The organism is Paenibacillus sp. FSL H7-0331 (genome assembly GCF_001956045.1).
This window is the reverse complement of sequence record NZ_MRTH01000013.1, coordinates 84,991-102,549: the sequence shown is the minus strand read 5'-3', so window position 1 is coordinate 102,549 and position 17,559 is coordinate 84,991. Positions and strand designations below refer to the sequence as shown.

General features: G+C 45.2%; 14 protein-coding genes and 1 riboswitch. Of the genes, 5 read left to right on the top strand and 9 right to left on the bottom strand.

The window, feature by feature from the left end:
- Positions 1-95: 95 nt before the first annotated feature.
- A riboswitch (cobalamin riboswitch) is annotated at positions 96-310 on the bottom strand.
- Positions 311-560: 250 nt separating this feature from the next.
- From BK127_RS20225 to BK127_RS20205, 5 genes are all read left to right on the top strand, one after another.
- Positions 561-1,862 (top strand): O-antigen ligase family protein, encoded by a 1,302-nt coding sequence (locus BK127_RS20225; protein WP_076233325.1) that lies wholly within the window; start codon positions 561-563, stop codon positions 1,860-1,862.
- A complete protein-coding gene (locus tag BK127_RS20220) occupies positions 1,859-3,028 on the top strand; it encodes a glycosyltransferase family 4 protein (RefSeq protein WP_076233324.1) in 1,170 nt (389 codons plus the stop codon). The genes BK127_RS20225 and BK127_RS20220 overlap by 4 nt, the downstream gene beginning before the upstream one ends.
- 38 nt (positions 3,029-3,066) lie before the next feature.
- Positions 3,067-6,231: a heparinase II/III domain-containing protein gene (locus tag BK127_RS20215; protein ID WP_076233323.1), complete on the top strand. Its 3,165-nt coding sequence runs from the start codon at positions 3,067-3,069 to the stop codon at positions 6,229-6,231.
- 55 nt (positions 6,232-6,286) lie between these two features.
- Positions 6,287-7,321 carry a glycoside hydrolase family protein gene (locus tag BK127_RS20210; RefSeq protein WP_076233322.1) on the top strand — a complete coding sequence of 345 codons (1,035 nt, stop codon included), beginning with the start codon at positions 6,287-6,289 and terminating at the stop codon, positions 7,319-7,321.
- Positions 7,322-7,393: 72 nt separating this feature from the next.
- Entirely contained in the window at positions 7,394-7,972 is a 579-nt protein-coding gene (locus BK127_RS20205; RefSeq protein WP_076233321.1) for a GNAT family N-acetyltransferase, read from the top strand.
- A 110-nt stretch (positions 7,973-8,082) separates the two neighbouring features.
- On the opposite strand, the gene BK127_RS20200 is transcribed toward BK127_RS20205, so the two are convergent.
- From BK127_RS20200 to BK127_RS20160, 9 genes are all read right to left on the bottom strand, one after another.
- Positions 8,083-9,927: a right-handed parallel beta-helix repeat-containing protein gene (locus BK127_RS20200; RefSeq protein WP_076233320.1), complete on the bottom strand. Its 1,845-nt coding sequence runs from the start codon at positions 9,925-9,927 to the stop codon at positions 8,083-8,085.
- Between the two features lie 215 nt (positions 9,928-10,142).
- Positions 10,143-10,943, bottom strand: a complete 801-nt coding sequence (locus BK127_RS20195; RefSeq protein ID WP_076233319.1) for a polysaccharide deacetylase family protein — start codon at positions 10,941-10,943, stop codon at positions 10,143-10,145.
- 25 nt (positions 10,944-10,968) lie between these two features.
- Positions 10,969-12,018 carry a glycosyltransferase gene (locus tag BK127_RS20190; protein ID WP_076233318.1) on the bottom strand — a complete coding sequence of 350 codons (1,050 nt, stop codon included), beginning with the start codon at positions 12,016-12,018 and terminating at the stop codon, positions 10,969-10,971.
- Between the two features lie 133 nt (positions 12,019-12,151).
- Entirely contained in the window at positions 12,152-13,264 is a 1,113-nt protein-coding gene (locus BK127_RS20185; protein ID WP_076233317.1) for an acyltransferase family protein, read from the bottom strand.
- The gene (locus BK127_RS20180) at positions 13,261-13,767 is read right to left on the bottom strand and encodes a VanZ family protein (RefSeq protein WP_144026512.1); all 507 of its coding nucleotides are present in this window, start codon (positions 13,765-13,767) and stop codon (positions 13,261-13,263) included. The genes BK127_RS20185 and BK127_RS20180 overlap by 4 nt, the downstream gene beginning before the upstream one ends.
- Positions 13,768-13,838: 71 nt before the next feature.
- Positions 13,839-15,008, bottom strand: a complete 1,170-nt coding sequence (locus BK127_RS20175; RefSeq protein ID WP_076233315.1) for a DegT/DnrJ/EryC1/StrS family aminotransferase — start codon at positions 15,006-15,008, stop codon at positions 13,839-13,841.
- Positions 15,009-15,026: 18 nt separating this feature from the next.
- A complete protein-coding gene (locus BK127_RS20170) occupies positions 15,027-16,136 on the bottom strand; it encodes a lipid II:glycine glycyltransferase FemX (RefSeq protein WP_076233314.1) in 1,110 nt (369 codons plus the stop codon).
- A gap of 20 nt (positions 16,137-16,156) precedes the next feature.
- Positions 16,157-16,933, bottom strand: coding sequence for a methionyl-tRNA formyltransferase (locus tag BK127_RS20165; RefSeq protein ID WP_076233313.1), 777 nt, complete (start codon positions 16,931-16,933; stop codon positions 16,157-16,159).
- Complete coding sequence (locus BK127_RS20160; RefSeq protein ID WP_144026511.1) at positions 16,917-17,543, bottom strand: sugar transferase; 627 nt, start codon at positions 17,541-17,543, stop codon at positions 16,917-16,919. The genes BK127_RS20165 and BK127_RS20160 overlap by 17 nt, the downstream gene beginning before the upstream one ends.
- Positions 17,544-17,559 lie beyond the last annotated feature (16 nt).

Genomic DNA, 17,559 nt, shown 5'->3' with positions numbered 1-17,559 from the left:
CATCACATACATACAGGGTATCGACAACAGGCTCTCTGCCCTCTGCCTCTGTAAGTAAGCCAGTCTCTAACACTTGCCTAAATCCACGTAGGTTAACAGTGTTGTTTAAACAGGCAGGTTTCCTGACTCAGAACATCGTGCCCGATTCCTTCCCAAAGCACTAATGCTGCTTCAGTGGATCCATCTTTCAGGCATTTGCCAATCTCGATTAGCGTTCTCTACAGTGGCGGGTCCGTGCCGGATTTTAACCGGCTTCCCTTTTAAGCGAATGAGATTTCTCAGCACTCGCACCTATTCTATCACGTATACAATTGTCTAGTTTCATCATATCACCCGTAAGGAAGCTTTGTCTAATGATATCATTAATGGATAGTGGCTGAATTTCAACAAATAAATAAAAGCTGGCTATTGACTTGATACAAAACGTATCGTATTATTCATTTATAGATACTTGTTACAAAACGTGTCAAAGATGTGAGTATGAAAATTTTTGAATACTTATTAAGTAGGATATTAAGCAAATTCCACTTTTATACTAATTATGATAGGGCGTGGCAATATTGGTATTACAGCGAACAGGACTGCTGTACGTGATGTTATCGTTGCTTTGTATTGGGATTCTGGCAGCTGGTATTATGACGGATTCCTTGCTCATTATATTGATTGCGATAGCATTAACTTACGGGTTGTTCCTCTCTCTTCGATATCCTTTTATTCCTCTTGTGGCTTACTCGGTGGCAATTCCTTTCGAGGATATTCTTAGGGTGGGGGGGATTTTTAATACTCTGACCAAGGGGTTCGGCCTTCTTTTTGCAGCTGTATATCTGATTACCCATTTCCGCCAAATCAAGTTTAATCTCATACCCGCCGTTTGGTGGGTATGGTTGGTATGGAACATAGCCAGCATCCTCTGGACGCCTGATGCTTTCTTTGCCGCAGTATGGTTCAGCGTTGCAACTTATGTGCAATTGTTCTTTATGTTGGTGTTGATGGTCAATCTTCTACATCAAAACCCGAAACGGATCCCCATTCTATTAGCCTTTTACAGTATTGCCACAACAATTACTTCATTATATAGCATCATGAATTTCATGCAAGGCGCTGATCTGACAGAGGGTACACGTACCGGCGCCTTCGAGGAACAAAGCGTTGCCCATTTTGCCGCCATGATTATTCCCGGCCTGCTGTACCTTATCCACTGTGTATTGCACAGCAAATCAATTTTACTCAGGGTTGGGTTAATTCCGATTGCCCTGATTCAAATCACAGCCGTCATTCTCTCTGGTACGCGCAGCGCCTGGATGGGATTAGCTGCCGCTCTACTGTTTATGCTGCTCGCTAATTTTAACTGGAAAAAGGCAGTCGCCGTCATTCTGGTCAGCGGAATTGTGTTGTTTGGGGTTACTTCCATCCCTGAGCTTGAACATATTATTACAGCCCGTTCTGAGCAGGCAGTAGACAGCGGAGGGTCCGGCAGAACGATGATTTGGGAACACGCTATTGGCGTATTCGCGGACCATCTGATTATCGGCACGGGGTCAGGTACTTATCACAAGTATCAAGAATATCCACCATACGGAGCCCACAACATTTATTTGGGAGCTGCGATTCAGACGGGAATTATTGGTCTGGCCCTCATGCTAGCCTCCCTGTGGCGTACGTTCAGGGCTTCATCCGAAAGCAATTTGAACCTGCTGCTCAAAGGCTTGCTGATTGCCTATATGGTTGAATCGTTTTTTCTAGAAACGACGATTATGAAATATTTCTGGTTTGTCATTGGGTTATCTCTTGGAGCTGGCATATTGAAAATTCCCACTCGTCGATCTCGTGCACTTAAACAAAAGGAGCCGGTTCAAGTATGAAAATTGTCCACTTCACATCTGTCCACCATGTCTATGATACACGTATAACCTTTAAAGAGTGCAGCACGCTGCAAAATTACGGTCACGATGTCAGACTGATCGCCGCACATGATAAAAATGAGCTTATCAATGGCATTCAGGTCATCGGTGTTGGCAAAGGTTCTTCAAGACGTCTCACTCGCATGCTGTTTACAACGATAAGGGTGTTTCGGGAATGTTTGAGACAGGATGCGGATATTTATCATTATCATGATCCCGAGCTTATGCCTATTGGACTGCTGCTTAAAATACTTGGAAAACGAGTGATTTATGACGTTCACGAAGATGTTCCGAGAGATATTTTTTCCAAGGGTTGGATTCCCGATTGGCTTAAAAAGCCAGTTTCTCTAAGTGTCGAGGCTATAGAACGGTTTGTGTCCAAACGTATGGATGCCATCATCCCGGCGACTCCTTTTATTGCCGAGCGGTTTCGGACCTACAATCCACATACTTATGAAATTCAAAACTTCCCTCTATTGGATGAACTGATAAGTCACGAGGGCTCCAAGATCAAGGAACATAATAATATTGCTTATATCGGTAGCATCTCCGAGGTCAGAGGCATTAAAGATACAATCGAATGCCTTGAGCAGTTAAATCGGATTATGCCAGTTAACCTACTCCTTGGCGGTAATTTTTCACCTCCTGAACTGCTTGACCAGGTTCGCCAGCTGAGTGGTTGGAAATTCGTCGATTATCGAGGAAGGGTCGACCGAGAGCAATTTCGTGAGATCATGTCACAAAGTAAACTGGGGTTAGTCGTACTGCATCCGGAGCCCAATTTTATTATGTCGCAGCCAAACAAGCTGTTCGAGTATATGTCCGCAGGTATACCGGTGCTTGCCTCCGACTTTCCTTTGTGGAAACAAATTATCGAAGGCAACCAGTGCGGTCTATGTATCCCCCCCATGAAGCCCCATTTGATGGCAAATGCGATACGATATGTGCTGGAGCATCCGGAGGAAGCGCAGCGGATGGGAGAGAATGGACGTCAGGCCGCTGTTACGCATTATAATTGGGAGCCAGAGGGCCACAAGTTGAATGAGCTGTACGAACAGCTGATGAAACCGAAATTTGATAATCGAAATAAAAGAAATCGTAAACAGTTGACTGCAGACAGTGGTTAATTCAAGCATGGATAACGAGCAGTAAGAGGAGTGAGAGAATGCGATTCAATGGGTTTAAGAAAAAATCTATAGTTTGGACGTTTGGTCTTTCATTTATCGTGTCGGCTATAGCGCTGTTTATACCTTTTGAGGATACAACCTCGAGTGCACTCCAGAGCACAGATCCCGTGAAAACAAGAAGCACCTATTACACTCCGAAGAAAGTTCAAGCCGCCAGGAATAATATAGCCAAGTACGATTGGGCCAAAACGATACGCAATGATGCCGTTGCTGAAGCGGATCGTTATCTTCGTCGTGGCTCATCCTTACTCTGGGAGTCCATAACACCACAGACGATTCCGCGCAGTTACACGGTCAATCAATATGAAGGCAGCCCTATAACTGGACAGGAGCTCAATCAATATGGTGCCTACCCGTATGAATTTAACGTGGGTAAGGAGCCATGGAAGCTTACCGATCCATCGAGCGGATACAAATTTCCTACTAATGATTACGGTGCCTATTATAAAAGCGGTTTGAATGCCAATGGCATTTTTGATTCCAATCTTGCGGATCGGAATCTGCTTGTCAATCAGCTGTATCCCGATAAAGGGAAAACCTGGGGTGTCGATGACGGCTCAGGCTGGATTGATGCAAGCGGCAATAAGTTCACCTTCATTGCCTATTATAACCACTGGGCGATCTGGAGGGATTTTGTTAACAAAGCTCTACTCAGCCTACGTGATGCCTATTTGTATACAGGCGACCCCAAATATGCGAGTGCCGGAATTATCTTGCTACACCGTATTGCTGATGTATACCCGTCCATGGATGTTTCGGCTTATAAGTGGGACGATGGATTCCGAAACTCGCACGGACTGACAGGGCAAGGAAAAATCCTTGGTTCGGTATGGGAGGCTGCTTTACTGCGCGATATTATTAGCTGCTACGATGCCTTCTTCCCCGCCATGCAGGATAATGATTCCGATTGGGTCCGATTTTTAGAAGAACGCAGGAAGATCTATTATCCCGATGAAGAGCCACTGAATGCAGGGAGTATACGCAAGCACATTGAGGATCAAATTCTAAGACAAATTTATCCTGCCGTGAAAAAAGCACAAATTTACGGTAATGTCGGCTTTCATCAGAGCACGTTGGCGATGGCTGCAGTTGTACTCGATGATCCTTCAGTGACTCGGGAATGGATTGATTTTATTTTCCGCACCGGTGGGCTTATGGAGGATAGCAAAGGAGTTCGAGTAACGGGTGGCAACATCAATTACGTGTTGATGTACGACGTGGATAGAGATGGACTGGGCAACGAGGCGAGTCCAGAGTATAACAGCTACTGGCTGGATAATCTCCGACAAGTTGCTGACATTCTGAATGGCTATGACCGTTATCCGGAAATGGATATTTACCAAAATGTGAAGTTTCATAAAATGTTCTCCGCATTTGTTCCCTTTGTACTTTCGGGTAAATACTCTCCTTCCATTGGAGATTCAGGATCTACAGGAAAACCGGAAATCTGGTTGAATAAAAAAGCCCTTGTTAAAGGTTTCGAGGTGTATGGCGATCCCATACTCGCCCAAGCAGCTGTATTTGCCAACAAAAATTCGATCACAGGCTTGATTAACGACATCTTTATGCTTGACCCAGATACAACTATTAAAAACATTCAGAACGTTATTAAAACTCAAGGCACCTTGCAACTGAACAGTGTGAACCTATCAGGATACGGATTAGCTATTCTGAGAGACGGTACAACCAGGACAGCAGAGGATATGAAAAAGACGGATAATCAACGAGATTTGTGGATGTATTATGGCCGTAATTCAACTTCTCATGCCCATAAGGATTCTTTAAATTTGGGTATGCACGCTTTTGGACTCGATCTAATGCCCGATTTGGGTTATGTCTCTTATGCAGATAATAATTGGCTTTCCATGTATTGGGAGCGTAATACGATCAGTCACAATACTGTCACCGTCGATAAAAGCATCCAGTCTGAATCATGGACTGGCAACCCCCTGCATTTTGATAATACAGGGCAAGTGCAGCTCATCGATGTAGAAGCCCCACATGTCTATTCCCAAACAGAGCTGTATCGGCGAACCACGTCTCTCATTCGGGTAGATGATAACAACTCCTATGCCGTCGACTTCTTTCGCGTGCAAGGAGGAAGCAATCATGATTTCAGCTTCCATACCGGAGATGGAGTACTAACCACCCAAGGTCTAAAATTGACAAACCAGCCCGAGGGCACCTACGCAGGAAGTAAGATCCCATATGCCAACGAAGCTTATACGACTAAATCGTCCAGCGGCTTCAATTATTTGACGAACGTGAAGATAGCCAACAATCCATCTCTGATCTCCAGTATGGATTGGAAGCTAACGGATACGTGGAAAGCTCTTCCTGGACCTGCTGATATTCATTTGCGGCTGACAATGCTCGGGAAATTAGATCATATCGCATTAGCCGACGGCAAGCCTCCTCAAAACAAGCCGGGCAATCCAGAATCATTGAGATATGTGATCGCCCACCGTTCCGGTACTGAATTGAGTAGTACATTCACGTCCGTAATTGAACCTTACCGCAAGGAACGGTATATAGAGTCGATAGAAGAAGCTTCTGTTTTTTATCAGGGAAACCTTGTGCCCAATATGGAAGCAAGAGCTGTCAAGGTGACTCTGAAAAGCGGGCGTACAGACTACATTATTAGCGCTCTTGATCGTAACAAATCATATATCGTCGACAACCGAATACAATTTCAGGGATCGTTTGGCTATTACTCCGAAAAAGCACTTGTGCCTGTTTATGCTTATGTACAGGAAGGATCCTTCATCGGCCTTCCGGAAGCACCTGCCATCAGTGGAGTTGCCCCAAGTATTGAAGGTAAGGTTACAAATTGGAGTGGTGGGCTTACCGATAACAATTGGCTGGAGGTTGATCTGAAGAAGCTGGGCGACATGCAGTTCGGGTCCTTAACAGGACGCTCCATTCGTATCAATCATGCCGGGCTAGCGGTCGACAGCCCTAACACTGTTTTTGAAATCAAAGGATCTAGTAACTTACCCGATGGAAAAGTAAGAATAGAATTGGGCGATACCCCAATTGTTCATGGCTGGAAGGACCCCCGCGACTATTCAAAGGGTTACGATTATCTGGTTGCAGATGGTGATACCTTCACCATTCCACTCTCCACTGAGCGCAAATATTAGTAGAACTCCCGAGTAGGGGTATACCCTACTCGGAATCGAAAGGATGAAACCCTTCATGAATCCAAGAGCAGAGCTTGGAAAGTGGAAAAGAAAGCTGGTCCGCCTCGGACATTATGTATCTTGGAAATACCAGCATATGCTTTATAAGGGAAGAGTTCATCAGCCCATTCCAGTCGTTGTACCTACTTACGACCAATCCGGACAATGCGTCCATCCAAGCGTGCTTTATTTCCCTCAAGCCTGGGAGGGGCACCGCTATTGGATGGCATTTACCCCATATCCCGACGGCAATGATCAGCTGGAAAATCCTTCAGTTGTTGTATCCGACAATGGTATTCATTGGACGGTTCCTACTGGCCTTTCCAATCCAGTAGTCCCATCTCCTGGTACAACGGCGGATTATTTGTCCGACCCTCATTTATTCGTTCATGATAAACAGATGTATATGATTTATCGTGAATATCTTCGGAGCGTTACTCCGTTTGAGGAGCGGTGGTTCATTATGCATTCATTGAATGGGATCGATTGGGGACCACCCGTAGAGATTACTTACAACAATAAGAGTATCCAGGTCTCCGCCTGCGTCCTTCATGATGGAAGTCAGTTTGTGATGTATTTCGTGACTTACACCGCGGGTAATTTTAAATCGATCCAGAAAATAGTCTGCAAGGGTGACCCTATGCTCAAGGAGAATTGGTCTGAGCCGAAAGATGTTCAATTGACAGGGCTACCCGATGGAGTCTGGCCTTGGCATCTCGATGTAACCCTGAATCCGGACAACAGCTGGGATATGCTGCTTACCACTTGTAAGGGAATCGGCGGTGTCCACTCCCGCCTTCATTACGCGTTCAGCCTCAACGGAGATGATTGGTCTACAACTGCCGTGCCTTTTATCCAACCTTTACATCCGCTTGAAAACAGCCTTCACTATAAAGCTAGTATGATCCGTATGGATCATAACCTTTATCATCTGTGGTACTCCGCCATGGACGTATGGGGGAAATGGTACACGCTTTTCTTACCTGTACGTAAAGAGCAGCAGCAGTTGCTTCCGTTTGAACTTAAGCCTGAGCAGCAGCAGACCGGTTAAGAGCAAATATTAGCATCCTTCGCTGCAATCGTTAGAATCCATTCCAATCTAACTAATAGGAGGTGACTTCGTATGATTAGACAAGCAAATCACTCTGACATGAATGAGATTGCACGAATTCATAAGCAGCAATTTAATGATCACTTTCTGGGAAGGTACTCGGTCAAGATGATCCAAAAATTTTACGAAAGCTACCTGGACTCCTGCATATTTCTTGTAAGCGTATCTGATGAAGTGATCAATGGCTTTGTTATGGGTGGACGATATGTAAATCTGAATAAGTCAAAGGAGAAATTTATCCACGACAATAAGCTGCATTATATTATTGAAACCATATTCAGACCCTATATTTATCTGCAAGCATTCAGAAGACTACGTTTAATCAAACCAGACCCTGCCTCGGTTTCTGAAACTGATGCCAATTTAATCAGCCTGCTTTCGATATCAGTATCCGAAAATGCAAAAGGAACTGGTGTTGCCTCAGAACTTATCAATGAATTTGAAAAGCAAGTTGGGTTGGAATCTGACGCCTACAGTTTATCCGTAAAAAAGACCAATAACCGAGCCATACAATTTTATTATCGAAAAGGTTTTGTAATAGAAGTAGAAAAGGAAAGTTCGATATTTATGACGAAGACGCTGCACTTTTAAGCTGTAAATGTCGAAGTTTTGATGAAATATCTTCTACTCAAAATAAGGAACCCTCTAACCCACAATAAAAGTGGAAGTTGAAGGGTTCTTTTTAATACCTTTTCCTACTATTATGCCTTTCCTGTCATATTGGCCCATGTCCCTGAACCCGATGCAGAAGAAACACACATCCAGCCCACGTTCGTGGTCGGACTCTTATGATAAACCAGGTCTCCTACCTTCCAGCCGAGCTTATCTGTAGGCGCTGCGGTATAGCCCATTTGGAATTGCTTCATCGTAGGATCGACCAGATACTCCGCATAAATTTTACCGGCAGTATTCCGATAACCTAACGTATTATCCGTGCTATGCTCAATCGTATTACCATTAATGAGCAAGCCTCTGTTGTAAACATCTATACGGACACCGACTGCCATCTTTCCATCCGTACATGAGATATAATTGTTAGTTATCTTGGGAGTACCGTCAATTACTAAAATACCGTTACCACGGCCTGAACCTGATCGACTTGGGTTGATAATCGTGTTGTTGGCGACATCATAGGTACCATTGCATATTTCTATTCCCGAGCCGGGCGAATTCAGTATTGTGTTTCCTCTGAAGGAACCCTTATAGTAATCTTCATTCAGGATCATCCCGGTTGAACCGGTATAGTTCAGTAATTCGAACAGGTTCCCATCCACATTGCCGGTACTTGCCGGACAATTAAGGGTAATAGGTTGTAAGAGCTTGTTATCCTTGATCTGGAAAGAACCTTTATGTTTCGTATAGAAAGCTAGACTCAGGGAATCACTTATGTTTCCTGTGACTGTTATAAAGTCTCCATTCTTTTGGCCCCCAATTTGCAAATAAGCATCGCCGCCCGTATTGGTGTTAATATTATTGGATATCAACAGGTTTTTAATATGTGCATTCGCATCGGCAGGAGTATTCGGCTGAACAAATAGACCCAGGGTATCGCGAAGAATATTATCCGTAATGACAACCCGGTCTGTTTTATATCCTCTGACAAAGATACCAGCGTTTTTGATGTTCTCGATGGAATTACCCGTAATGACGACGTTACCTATGCCATTTGTCGGATAACTGGCATCTCCTCCAACTAGGATACCCACGCACTCCAAATATTTCATATCCTTGACTACGTTGTTGCTGATGACCACATTTCTGCCTGTGCGCGTCACCTGAATACCGATCGTATCCTTGCTGCCATCAGTGACCAATCCGTTGCCTTCACAATAATTGTTGGAAATCTGCAGACTCTTTAGGCAATAATGCGAGTCGATCCCACGCCCAAAGTTGTAATTGGCTGTAACTCCAATGACCTTGGCAGTTATGACATCAAGGGTCATTCCATATCCATCAAACGTATTGAAGGAAGGGTTCCCATTGCTATTGTACGACCCGCCAAGTACGTTAATCTCCGTCGGATAACCGCTTGTCTTGGGATCGGCCGTATTACCCGTGCTAATGCCAGCCATGCCGTTGTGGTGGCAGTTGCAGTTCAGAATGGTGACATTACTGGTATCTACACCGCCTGTTGCGATGCCGGCCCATGTGGTGTTGTGTACCTCAACATTTTCAATATAGATGTTGTTGCCATGCACCTGTAGTCCGTTACGAGCCTTCCCGCCGAGCTTCGCTGTGGCAATCCCTGTATAAGCAATCTCCAAATCACTGATCACCAGATTATTGCCCGTTATTTTCATAATGGCTACATCGCTTGCTGACGGAACGATGGAACTCGTAATCTTGGCACCCTTTTCAGCCCGTATGGTAAGGTTGTTTTTAACTAGTACTAGATTGGTAACTAAATAGGTACCTATCGGTAGATAAAGAATACCGCCACTGGGTAACGAAGCCACAGCTTTGGTAAAAGCTGCTGTATCGTCAGTCGAACCATTCCCAACTGCTCCATAGTCCTTAATATTATTGATCGTTACGCTGTTACTCATCTGTCATCACCAGCCTAAATTAGATTTGGTATTTCTGAATTGCAATCCACTCTATGAATTTGCCTTCTATACAATGTTATATGAATAGAAGCTGCGCTTTGATACATGCACATGCCATTATGAGTAACTAAAAAAGACAAGAAAGGCATTAGGCCATCTTGTCTTTTAATCTATTCTATTCGTTTCAAATGACGCGCATGTAGTTATCAACTCCACTAGAAGCGCGCCGCCTTGGTTTCATAGCTCTTCTTTCTGATTGCCATATAGGCATTCCAGGCTACAATCTTAACTACCTTCTTCAAATTCCAATAGATGGATTGCCTCATTCTCAGTGTTAGATCTCCAGCTGCTATCGCAGCAGCGGTTTTTGGCTTCGTCTCTTTCTTCATGCTGTAGCGTCCTAGTATGTAACATCCGTCTACCATGGAAATATCAGTTTTTGGTTCCGATGTGAACAAATACCGAACCCCTCCCAGAGCTGCCGCTTTGGCAAGCTTGACTGAATAAGAGCCTCCTGGGATGGACGCCGTCGTCACCTTCTTACCAAGTATATCCGACAAGGTTTGCACGCTGACCTTCCATTCGTGTACCTGCTGCTCCCAGCTGCATTCGGAAAACCGCGTTGGATGCGTACAGGAATGAGCTCCGATAATATGGCCTCTTGCTGCCAACGAACGAATTTGATCCTTGGAGAGAAAACCCTCGGTGCCAATCTGCCCGGTTGTAATGAAAAAATGCCCCCTCCATCCTTGAGCTTCCAGTAAATCCGCAATGATCGTATGCGCACTTACCCCCCCATCATCAAAGGTTAGCATGACAGGGCCCCCTGTCTCTACCTGCTTCTCCAGTACCTCAATAACCGTCGACACCCTCACCTTATCCTGCCCAGCTATCTCATGAAGATGAAGCTTGAAGTGCTCCTTGTTCAGCTTATACGCCCCTGCGTCTCTACCCAAAAAACCGCTTGAATCTTCTTTACCAACAGCAACTACATCGTGATACATCAGTGATATCATAAGGATCTCCTTTGATTCAGACATCTTACTTGTAGCTTATGAATGGCTTTCCTTGAAAAGGCAGGCTGATACTGGTAGCAATCCCGATCAGGTTGCCAATACCATAGGATAAATGCAAGGTTGGAAACACAAGGAACAGTGGTAGCCAGAGCCTCCAATCTTTCCGTTTGATAACTGCTTCACGAAACGAAACAACGGCAATAACGACTGTATAAATCAGCAACATCACTTGCCATAAACCTATATGGATAAAGCCCAAAACGAGCAGCGCAGCAAGAAACGTAATGGGAGCCAGTTTTCTAATTGTGGGAAGTCTCTTATGCTTGACAAGAAATTTGGAAACCCAAAAACCGTAACGATAATATTGCTGCCCTAACAAAGAGAACGTCGGTCTGGAAAAATAGGTAAATACAATACGCGGATTCAGAATGACTTTGCAGCCTTTCTGACGGGCCCGGAAATTGAAGTCGGAATCTTCGTCGTACAAAAGAAATTCATCAAAGCCTCCCAATTCCATCCAGAGCTGCTTGCTAAAGCTGGCAAAAGGAACTGTATCTACTTCAAGACAATTTTCATCGAAGCCATCCATTGTCCGGTACATCGCATTACCTATACCGACCGGATGACTGACTCCCAATGTTATGGCTTGTGCGGCAAGTGCCCGGGTACCCGGTTCGATCTGTATTCTGCCTCCACAAATAATTCGCTTCGATCCATCCGCTCCCAACATCTTGATCACTTCCATCACATAATTGACAGGGGCAAACGTGTGACCGTCCAAACGGATCAATAGTTTCGATTTGGCTTGCTGGCACCCCATGTTAAGGGATATCGGAATGTGCCGCTTCGGGTTGCTCAAAATGACGATGCTGCGGTTCAGTGGCAGCAGCTCACGCATCTTGTTCACGATGGCAACCGTCTGGTCGCTGGAGTCTCCATCGATGATGATAATTTCGATATGTCCGAAAAATTGTTGATCAATCAGGCTTTGCACAACTCCGGCTATATACGGTTCTTCATTGTACGTCGGGATAATAACGCTCACTTCCAACGAATCTGATATTTCCGTTTTCACAATAAGGACCCCCTACCTTCACACGAAACGATTTGTATCTTTATCATTAATTTTATGATACATATCGTATCGTGTCAAGTATAAAATTCCAATCATTCACATTTATATATCGTTTCGCAAGTGGTTAAGATTCTTATACGGGCAGCTCTTTAGCAGAGCTCTCTTTAGTGGGGATTGGTTTAGATTCAAGCTCACGCTTCCCCATTCCCACCTTCCCAGCAAAATAAGGTCCCCAGCTCCATTTGTTTAAAACATGCAGCGTCACGATCGAAGCCAATGTGCTTCCCACTAGCATAACAATGACTCCAATTATATTTTCGTTCAACAGTGGGATTCTACGCGTGATGAGCACCATGACGGCCAAAAACAACGGATGAAACAAATAAATCCCGAACGAATACCGACTGATGGTCAGTATCCAACGCGGAACCTCTTTTAACCGGATCGCGATATAAAACAGAAAAAGGCTCATAGCGACCGTAAAAAAAAGCATATCCACTCTTTTTGAAGAAATATCCTTTAAAATTCCCTGCTGCATTAAATATAAAGGAATGACCGCTGTCACCAACAGAAAAGCCATAATCCACTGGCCATTGCGGCGAATATGGTCCTTGAATACCTCATAATGACGTCCGCAATAATAAGCTAGTGTAAAGTAGAACAGCCATCCCAGACAAGGAACCCAATATAATTTACTCCAAATATAAGAGGAATAAGGAATATTCATCGGGTCGGTAAAGTTAAAAAAGCCCAAGTAGGCCAAATTGATGACTAAAGAAACACCCAGCACAAGCTTTGCTGAATATCGCTGAATGTAAACTTGAAACCAACGATGAAGCAAATAAAATTGAAAAATAATCAGAATAAAATACCCATGATAGTCGCCTATCAGTACATGAAGCAGGGATAGCTCCATAAAGGTTTGCACGAGCGGCGCACCCGTAGTCATACTGGCCTCAACCGCCTTCATCCCGGCATAAAAAATACCAAATAGCACATAAGGGACTAAAATGTAAGAAATCCGCTTTCCCCAAAAATGGCGCGGGATGGAATGCGGGTACGAATGGGATAAAATAAATTCGGAAATAAATACGAAGGTCGGCGTGCCAAACGTCATCAGAAGCGTAATCATTCGGATGATCATGGTCTCATCACCATAAATCCGATGGATGGAGTGCAGCAGCACGATACTAAGACAGGCGATAGCCCTAAGCAAAAACAGCTCATCAATCACTTTAGTTTTCATCTTCTTCTCCTCTCAAACAGGATAACAAGCAGCAGGACCATACCAGCCCCAAGTAAATCGATGCCAATATCCTGCACAGCTCCGGTTCTGGCGATTGTAAACGACTGGTTCCACTCATCCAGCCCGCCAACCAGCATCACGGCGAATAAAGCAGCAATCATTTTCCATGCGACACGGCGAAAGAATGGAGTCACAAACAGGTAGGAAAGAACAGCCAGCACAGAGTAAACAAACAGATGCGCCCCTTTTCTGACAAAAAACTCGACGAAGGTATAAGGTCTTTTCTTCGCTGCAACCTCTGAGCCCAGATAATGAATCGTTACATCAGGGAGCCGATCAGCTAGCTGCTGCGGTGTGAAATGTGATTTCAGCCATGGTTGAACGCTTTGCTGTGAGTAGGGCTGAAAGGACAGCAGTATAATAATGACAATCCACAGAAGAAGCGGCAGCAAATACCACACCACGGAACGGGAATGTGTTCGATTGTTCAGATTGTGTAACATAAAATAACCATCCTCTGGCTTCACCTTCCTGCTACCTTCTTGGTACTGAGCAGTCGACTGTCAGCTATACTTTAACGGAAATTTTTGACGACTTCCTTCTCCATGCAACCGCTCATACAACGGATAACTCGATTCATGTCTTCCACCGATAAGTTTGATCCTGATGGCAGACAAATACCTGAGTGAAACAACCGCTCCGAAACACTTTCCTCAGGACTATGCGGGTAATAGCGTACCCCCTCATATAACGGCTGAAGGTGCAGAGGCTTCCATAACGGTCTTGACTCGATATTTTGTTCGGACAACGCATCAATAAGCTGGTTCGGTGTCGTCTCGGTCAATCGTGAATCCAACAGCATCACCGTCAACCAGCGGTTCGACCTTCCATATGACATTTCAGGCATAAAGGAAACTCCTGGAAATGCGCTTAATCCTTCTCGATACCTCTCAAAAATCGCACGACGAGATTCAATCCGGTCATTCAGTACACCAAGCTGCCCTCGACCCACAGCCGCTAGCAAATTGCTCATCCGGTAATTGTAGCCGAGCTCATTATGCTGGTAGTGTCGGGCGGGCTCTCTGGCTTGTGTGGCCAAAAATCTTGCCTTCTTGAGCAGCACCTCATCATCCGATACAAGCATACCGCCGCTAGAGGTTGTAATAATTTTATTACCACTGAATGAATAGATCCCAAGCTTCCCAATCGTTCCACTCATGGCACCTTTGTAGCTGGCACCCAAAGATTCGGCGGCATCTTCCACAATGGGTACTCCATAGTGATCACAAATCGGCTTAATGGCATCCATATCGGCATTTTGCCCATATAGGTGGACCACAATGACAGCTTTAGGCATCCTACCCAGGCAGCTTGCATCGATAAAAGCTTGGTGAAGTGCGCTTGGGGACATATTCCATGAATCAGGCTCGGAATCGATAAATACGGGTTCAGCCCCTTGATACACAATCGGATTCGCGCTGGCAATGAAGGTTAAGCTCGAGCAAAAAACGATATCGCCCTTTCCTACTTCCAAAAGTCGCAGCCCCAGATGGATAGCAGAGGTGCCGGAACACAAGGCTACAGCCCCTCGCGCGCCAACATAGTCGGCCAGCTCTCTTTCAAAGCTATCCACATGAGGACCGATTGGAGCAATCCAATTAGATGCAAAGGCATCCATAACTAGAAGCTGTTCCTGCTCCCCCATGTGGGGTGGCGATAAATAAATTTTTTGTGCATCGTTCATTTATTTCACCTTTCTTTGCTAAGAATGAGCGGACCCAATCAATATGGATGATATTGGTGCTTCCTGAAGCTCCGGATGTCGGTACAAAGGAAAATAATTTTGTTCAACCATTGAGATTGCAATAGGTTCTATGATGGCTTGATACAAGGATTCGCAGTGTATACGCTTGCCAATATAAAAGTTAGCCATCGTCTTCTCGTTAAAGCTCCGCTTGAAACGAAACAAGTTATCGTTGCCTGTATAGCCGCCCCCCAGATGCATGTAACGATACCCACGTTCACGAGCCTGCGTAGCCGCATAATGAATCAGCAAATTAATCGGTGCCACCGTCAAATACTGTCTATCGGAGCCCATCAGATGATAGTGCGCAAATTCGCCGTTATACATAAACATCGCGGAAGCAATGACCTTGTCACCATATTTGACCTCCACGAGCCCTATCTGATCTCCTAGTATTTGTACCGTGTTAGCAAAAAACTGTTCACTGAAATAGTAATAGGACTGGGCCTGCTTCTTATCCATCGTAGAGTAATAGAGCGCCAGTAGCTGTTCCAAATCTCCGGTGTCGGCCTGAGCAACGGTAAGGCCCTCCTTTAACGCCCGTCGAATCCGATTTCGATTATCTCTGGAATACTGCCGCTGCATATCCTCCTCGCTTTGATCCAGGTTAATATAAATCGTATTACGTACAAAACAGGGGTCAACAGCCTCATAATCCAAGGCATTGTTCAATATCGGGTGAAACCGAACGAATTCCGTAATGATGTGCTTCTCCTCACAGTAGGCATGGAACACACTTTCAAACTCGCGAAATATAACCGCCTTGTCCGCAGGTTCGACCACATTGGTCAACGGTCCTCCATAACCGTAAGGCGTAGAAATATCGTACACCTCATGACCAAGCTTCAAGCGGGCAACTACAGGCAGATCGCTAATATTGCGCAGCAAATAGGGATAACAGACGAACTGTCCATCACGTTCATAAATAAATAGCTGTGCTTCTCCATCTCCATTTTCCTCATAAATTCTGGCGTATCCGGCAGTAAAGTAAATATCGCTGCGCGGTACCTGACGTAGATAAGCATCCCATTGATCCGCCTGCCCGGCGCCTAACAGCTGAATGTTCATTACCACTATTCCTCTCCTTATTAACTATCTGCTTGCTTGAAATGCAGGGCCGCTGTTTCCTGATCTGACATGAAACGAGCCGGAACATGACCTGGAAACTGGAACGCTCGTATCCGCCTCTTGACTTCTTCTGACGACAGCTTCGCAGATAACAACTTATAAGTAAGCACCTGCTCCGCATAATAGGTAGCTGCCTGGATACCTGTTTGATTCATATATTCCTGCTGAGAGGTTCCCCTCAGCTTGCCCATGGAAATATGAACCAGTGTTTCTTTGATTAGCTCCAATCCCAGCTGATTACTTTGCTGAAACAATTCGTATACCGTGTCAGCAGCTTTAATCGGAAAACGCCGTACTGCCAGAATCGGTCCCGTATCAATTCCCTTATCCATCCAATGAAGACTTGTGCCGAATTCGCTTCGTCCCTCAATAATTGCGGCTGCGTCACACATCGACCCACGCATATCCGGCAGAGGTGCTCCATGTAAATTAACAACACCCAACAGAAACCGCTTCAGATGCTTGGGCCGCAATATCTCATGAAAACGCACGCTTAAACCTATATCCGCCTCCAATTCAAGTACGTCGTCCATTGTGAGCAAGGGGACTCCCCAACGGACAGCTGCTTCCTGCATATCCTGATCATCAACAGCTATACGCCATGCCGATCTTGGCTTTCGTGTGCATACTACACCGATGACCTCGAATTTGTCCTCTGATAGCAGCCATTTCAGGCAATCGACGGCTACACCCATACTTCCGAATAACACCAGCTTCCATCTAACTTTTGCTTGCATCCTTTCGCCCCCATAGTCTACGTTCGTCATCCAAATCCGGCAGGGTCAGACTCGGTGCTTCCGCTACATCCTTGCGTCCGATGACCTTTACTATCGTTTGCCATACAATTATTGCATCCATTACCAGTGTCTGCTCTTCTACATATTTGATATCCAATGCGAACCTCCCACCCCAACCGATGTTATTGCGACCGTTAATTTGCGCAAGACCCGTAATTCCTGGACGAATCGAAAACCGTTTCTTCTCTTCCTCCGTAAAATAAGGCAGGTAACGGATCAGCAGCGGTCTCGGTCCAATCAAGCTCATATCGCCACGAATCACATTAAACAATTGAGGCAGCTCATCCAGACTGAGCCTGCGCAGCTTAAGACCAAAGGGAGTTAGCCTTTGTTCGTCAGGGAGCAGCTTGCCACTTGGGTCGACCCCATCTGTCATCGTCCTGAATTTGAGCAGCGTAAATGGCTTCATTTCCTTACCAGGACGCAGCTGCCTAAACAGGATTGGCGAACCCAGCTTGAATCGGACAGCTATCGCTGTGACGATCATCACCGGCAGCAGCAGCAGGGTCAGCACAAGAGCGGTCGGAAGGTCCAAGCATCTTTTTATCATTAGAATCTCTCCATGT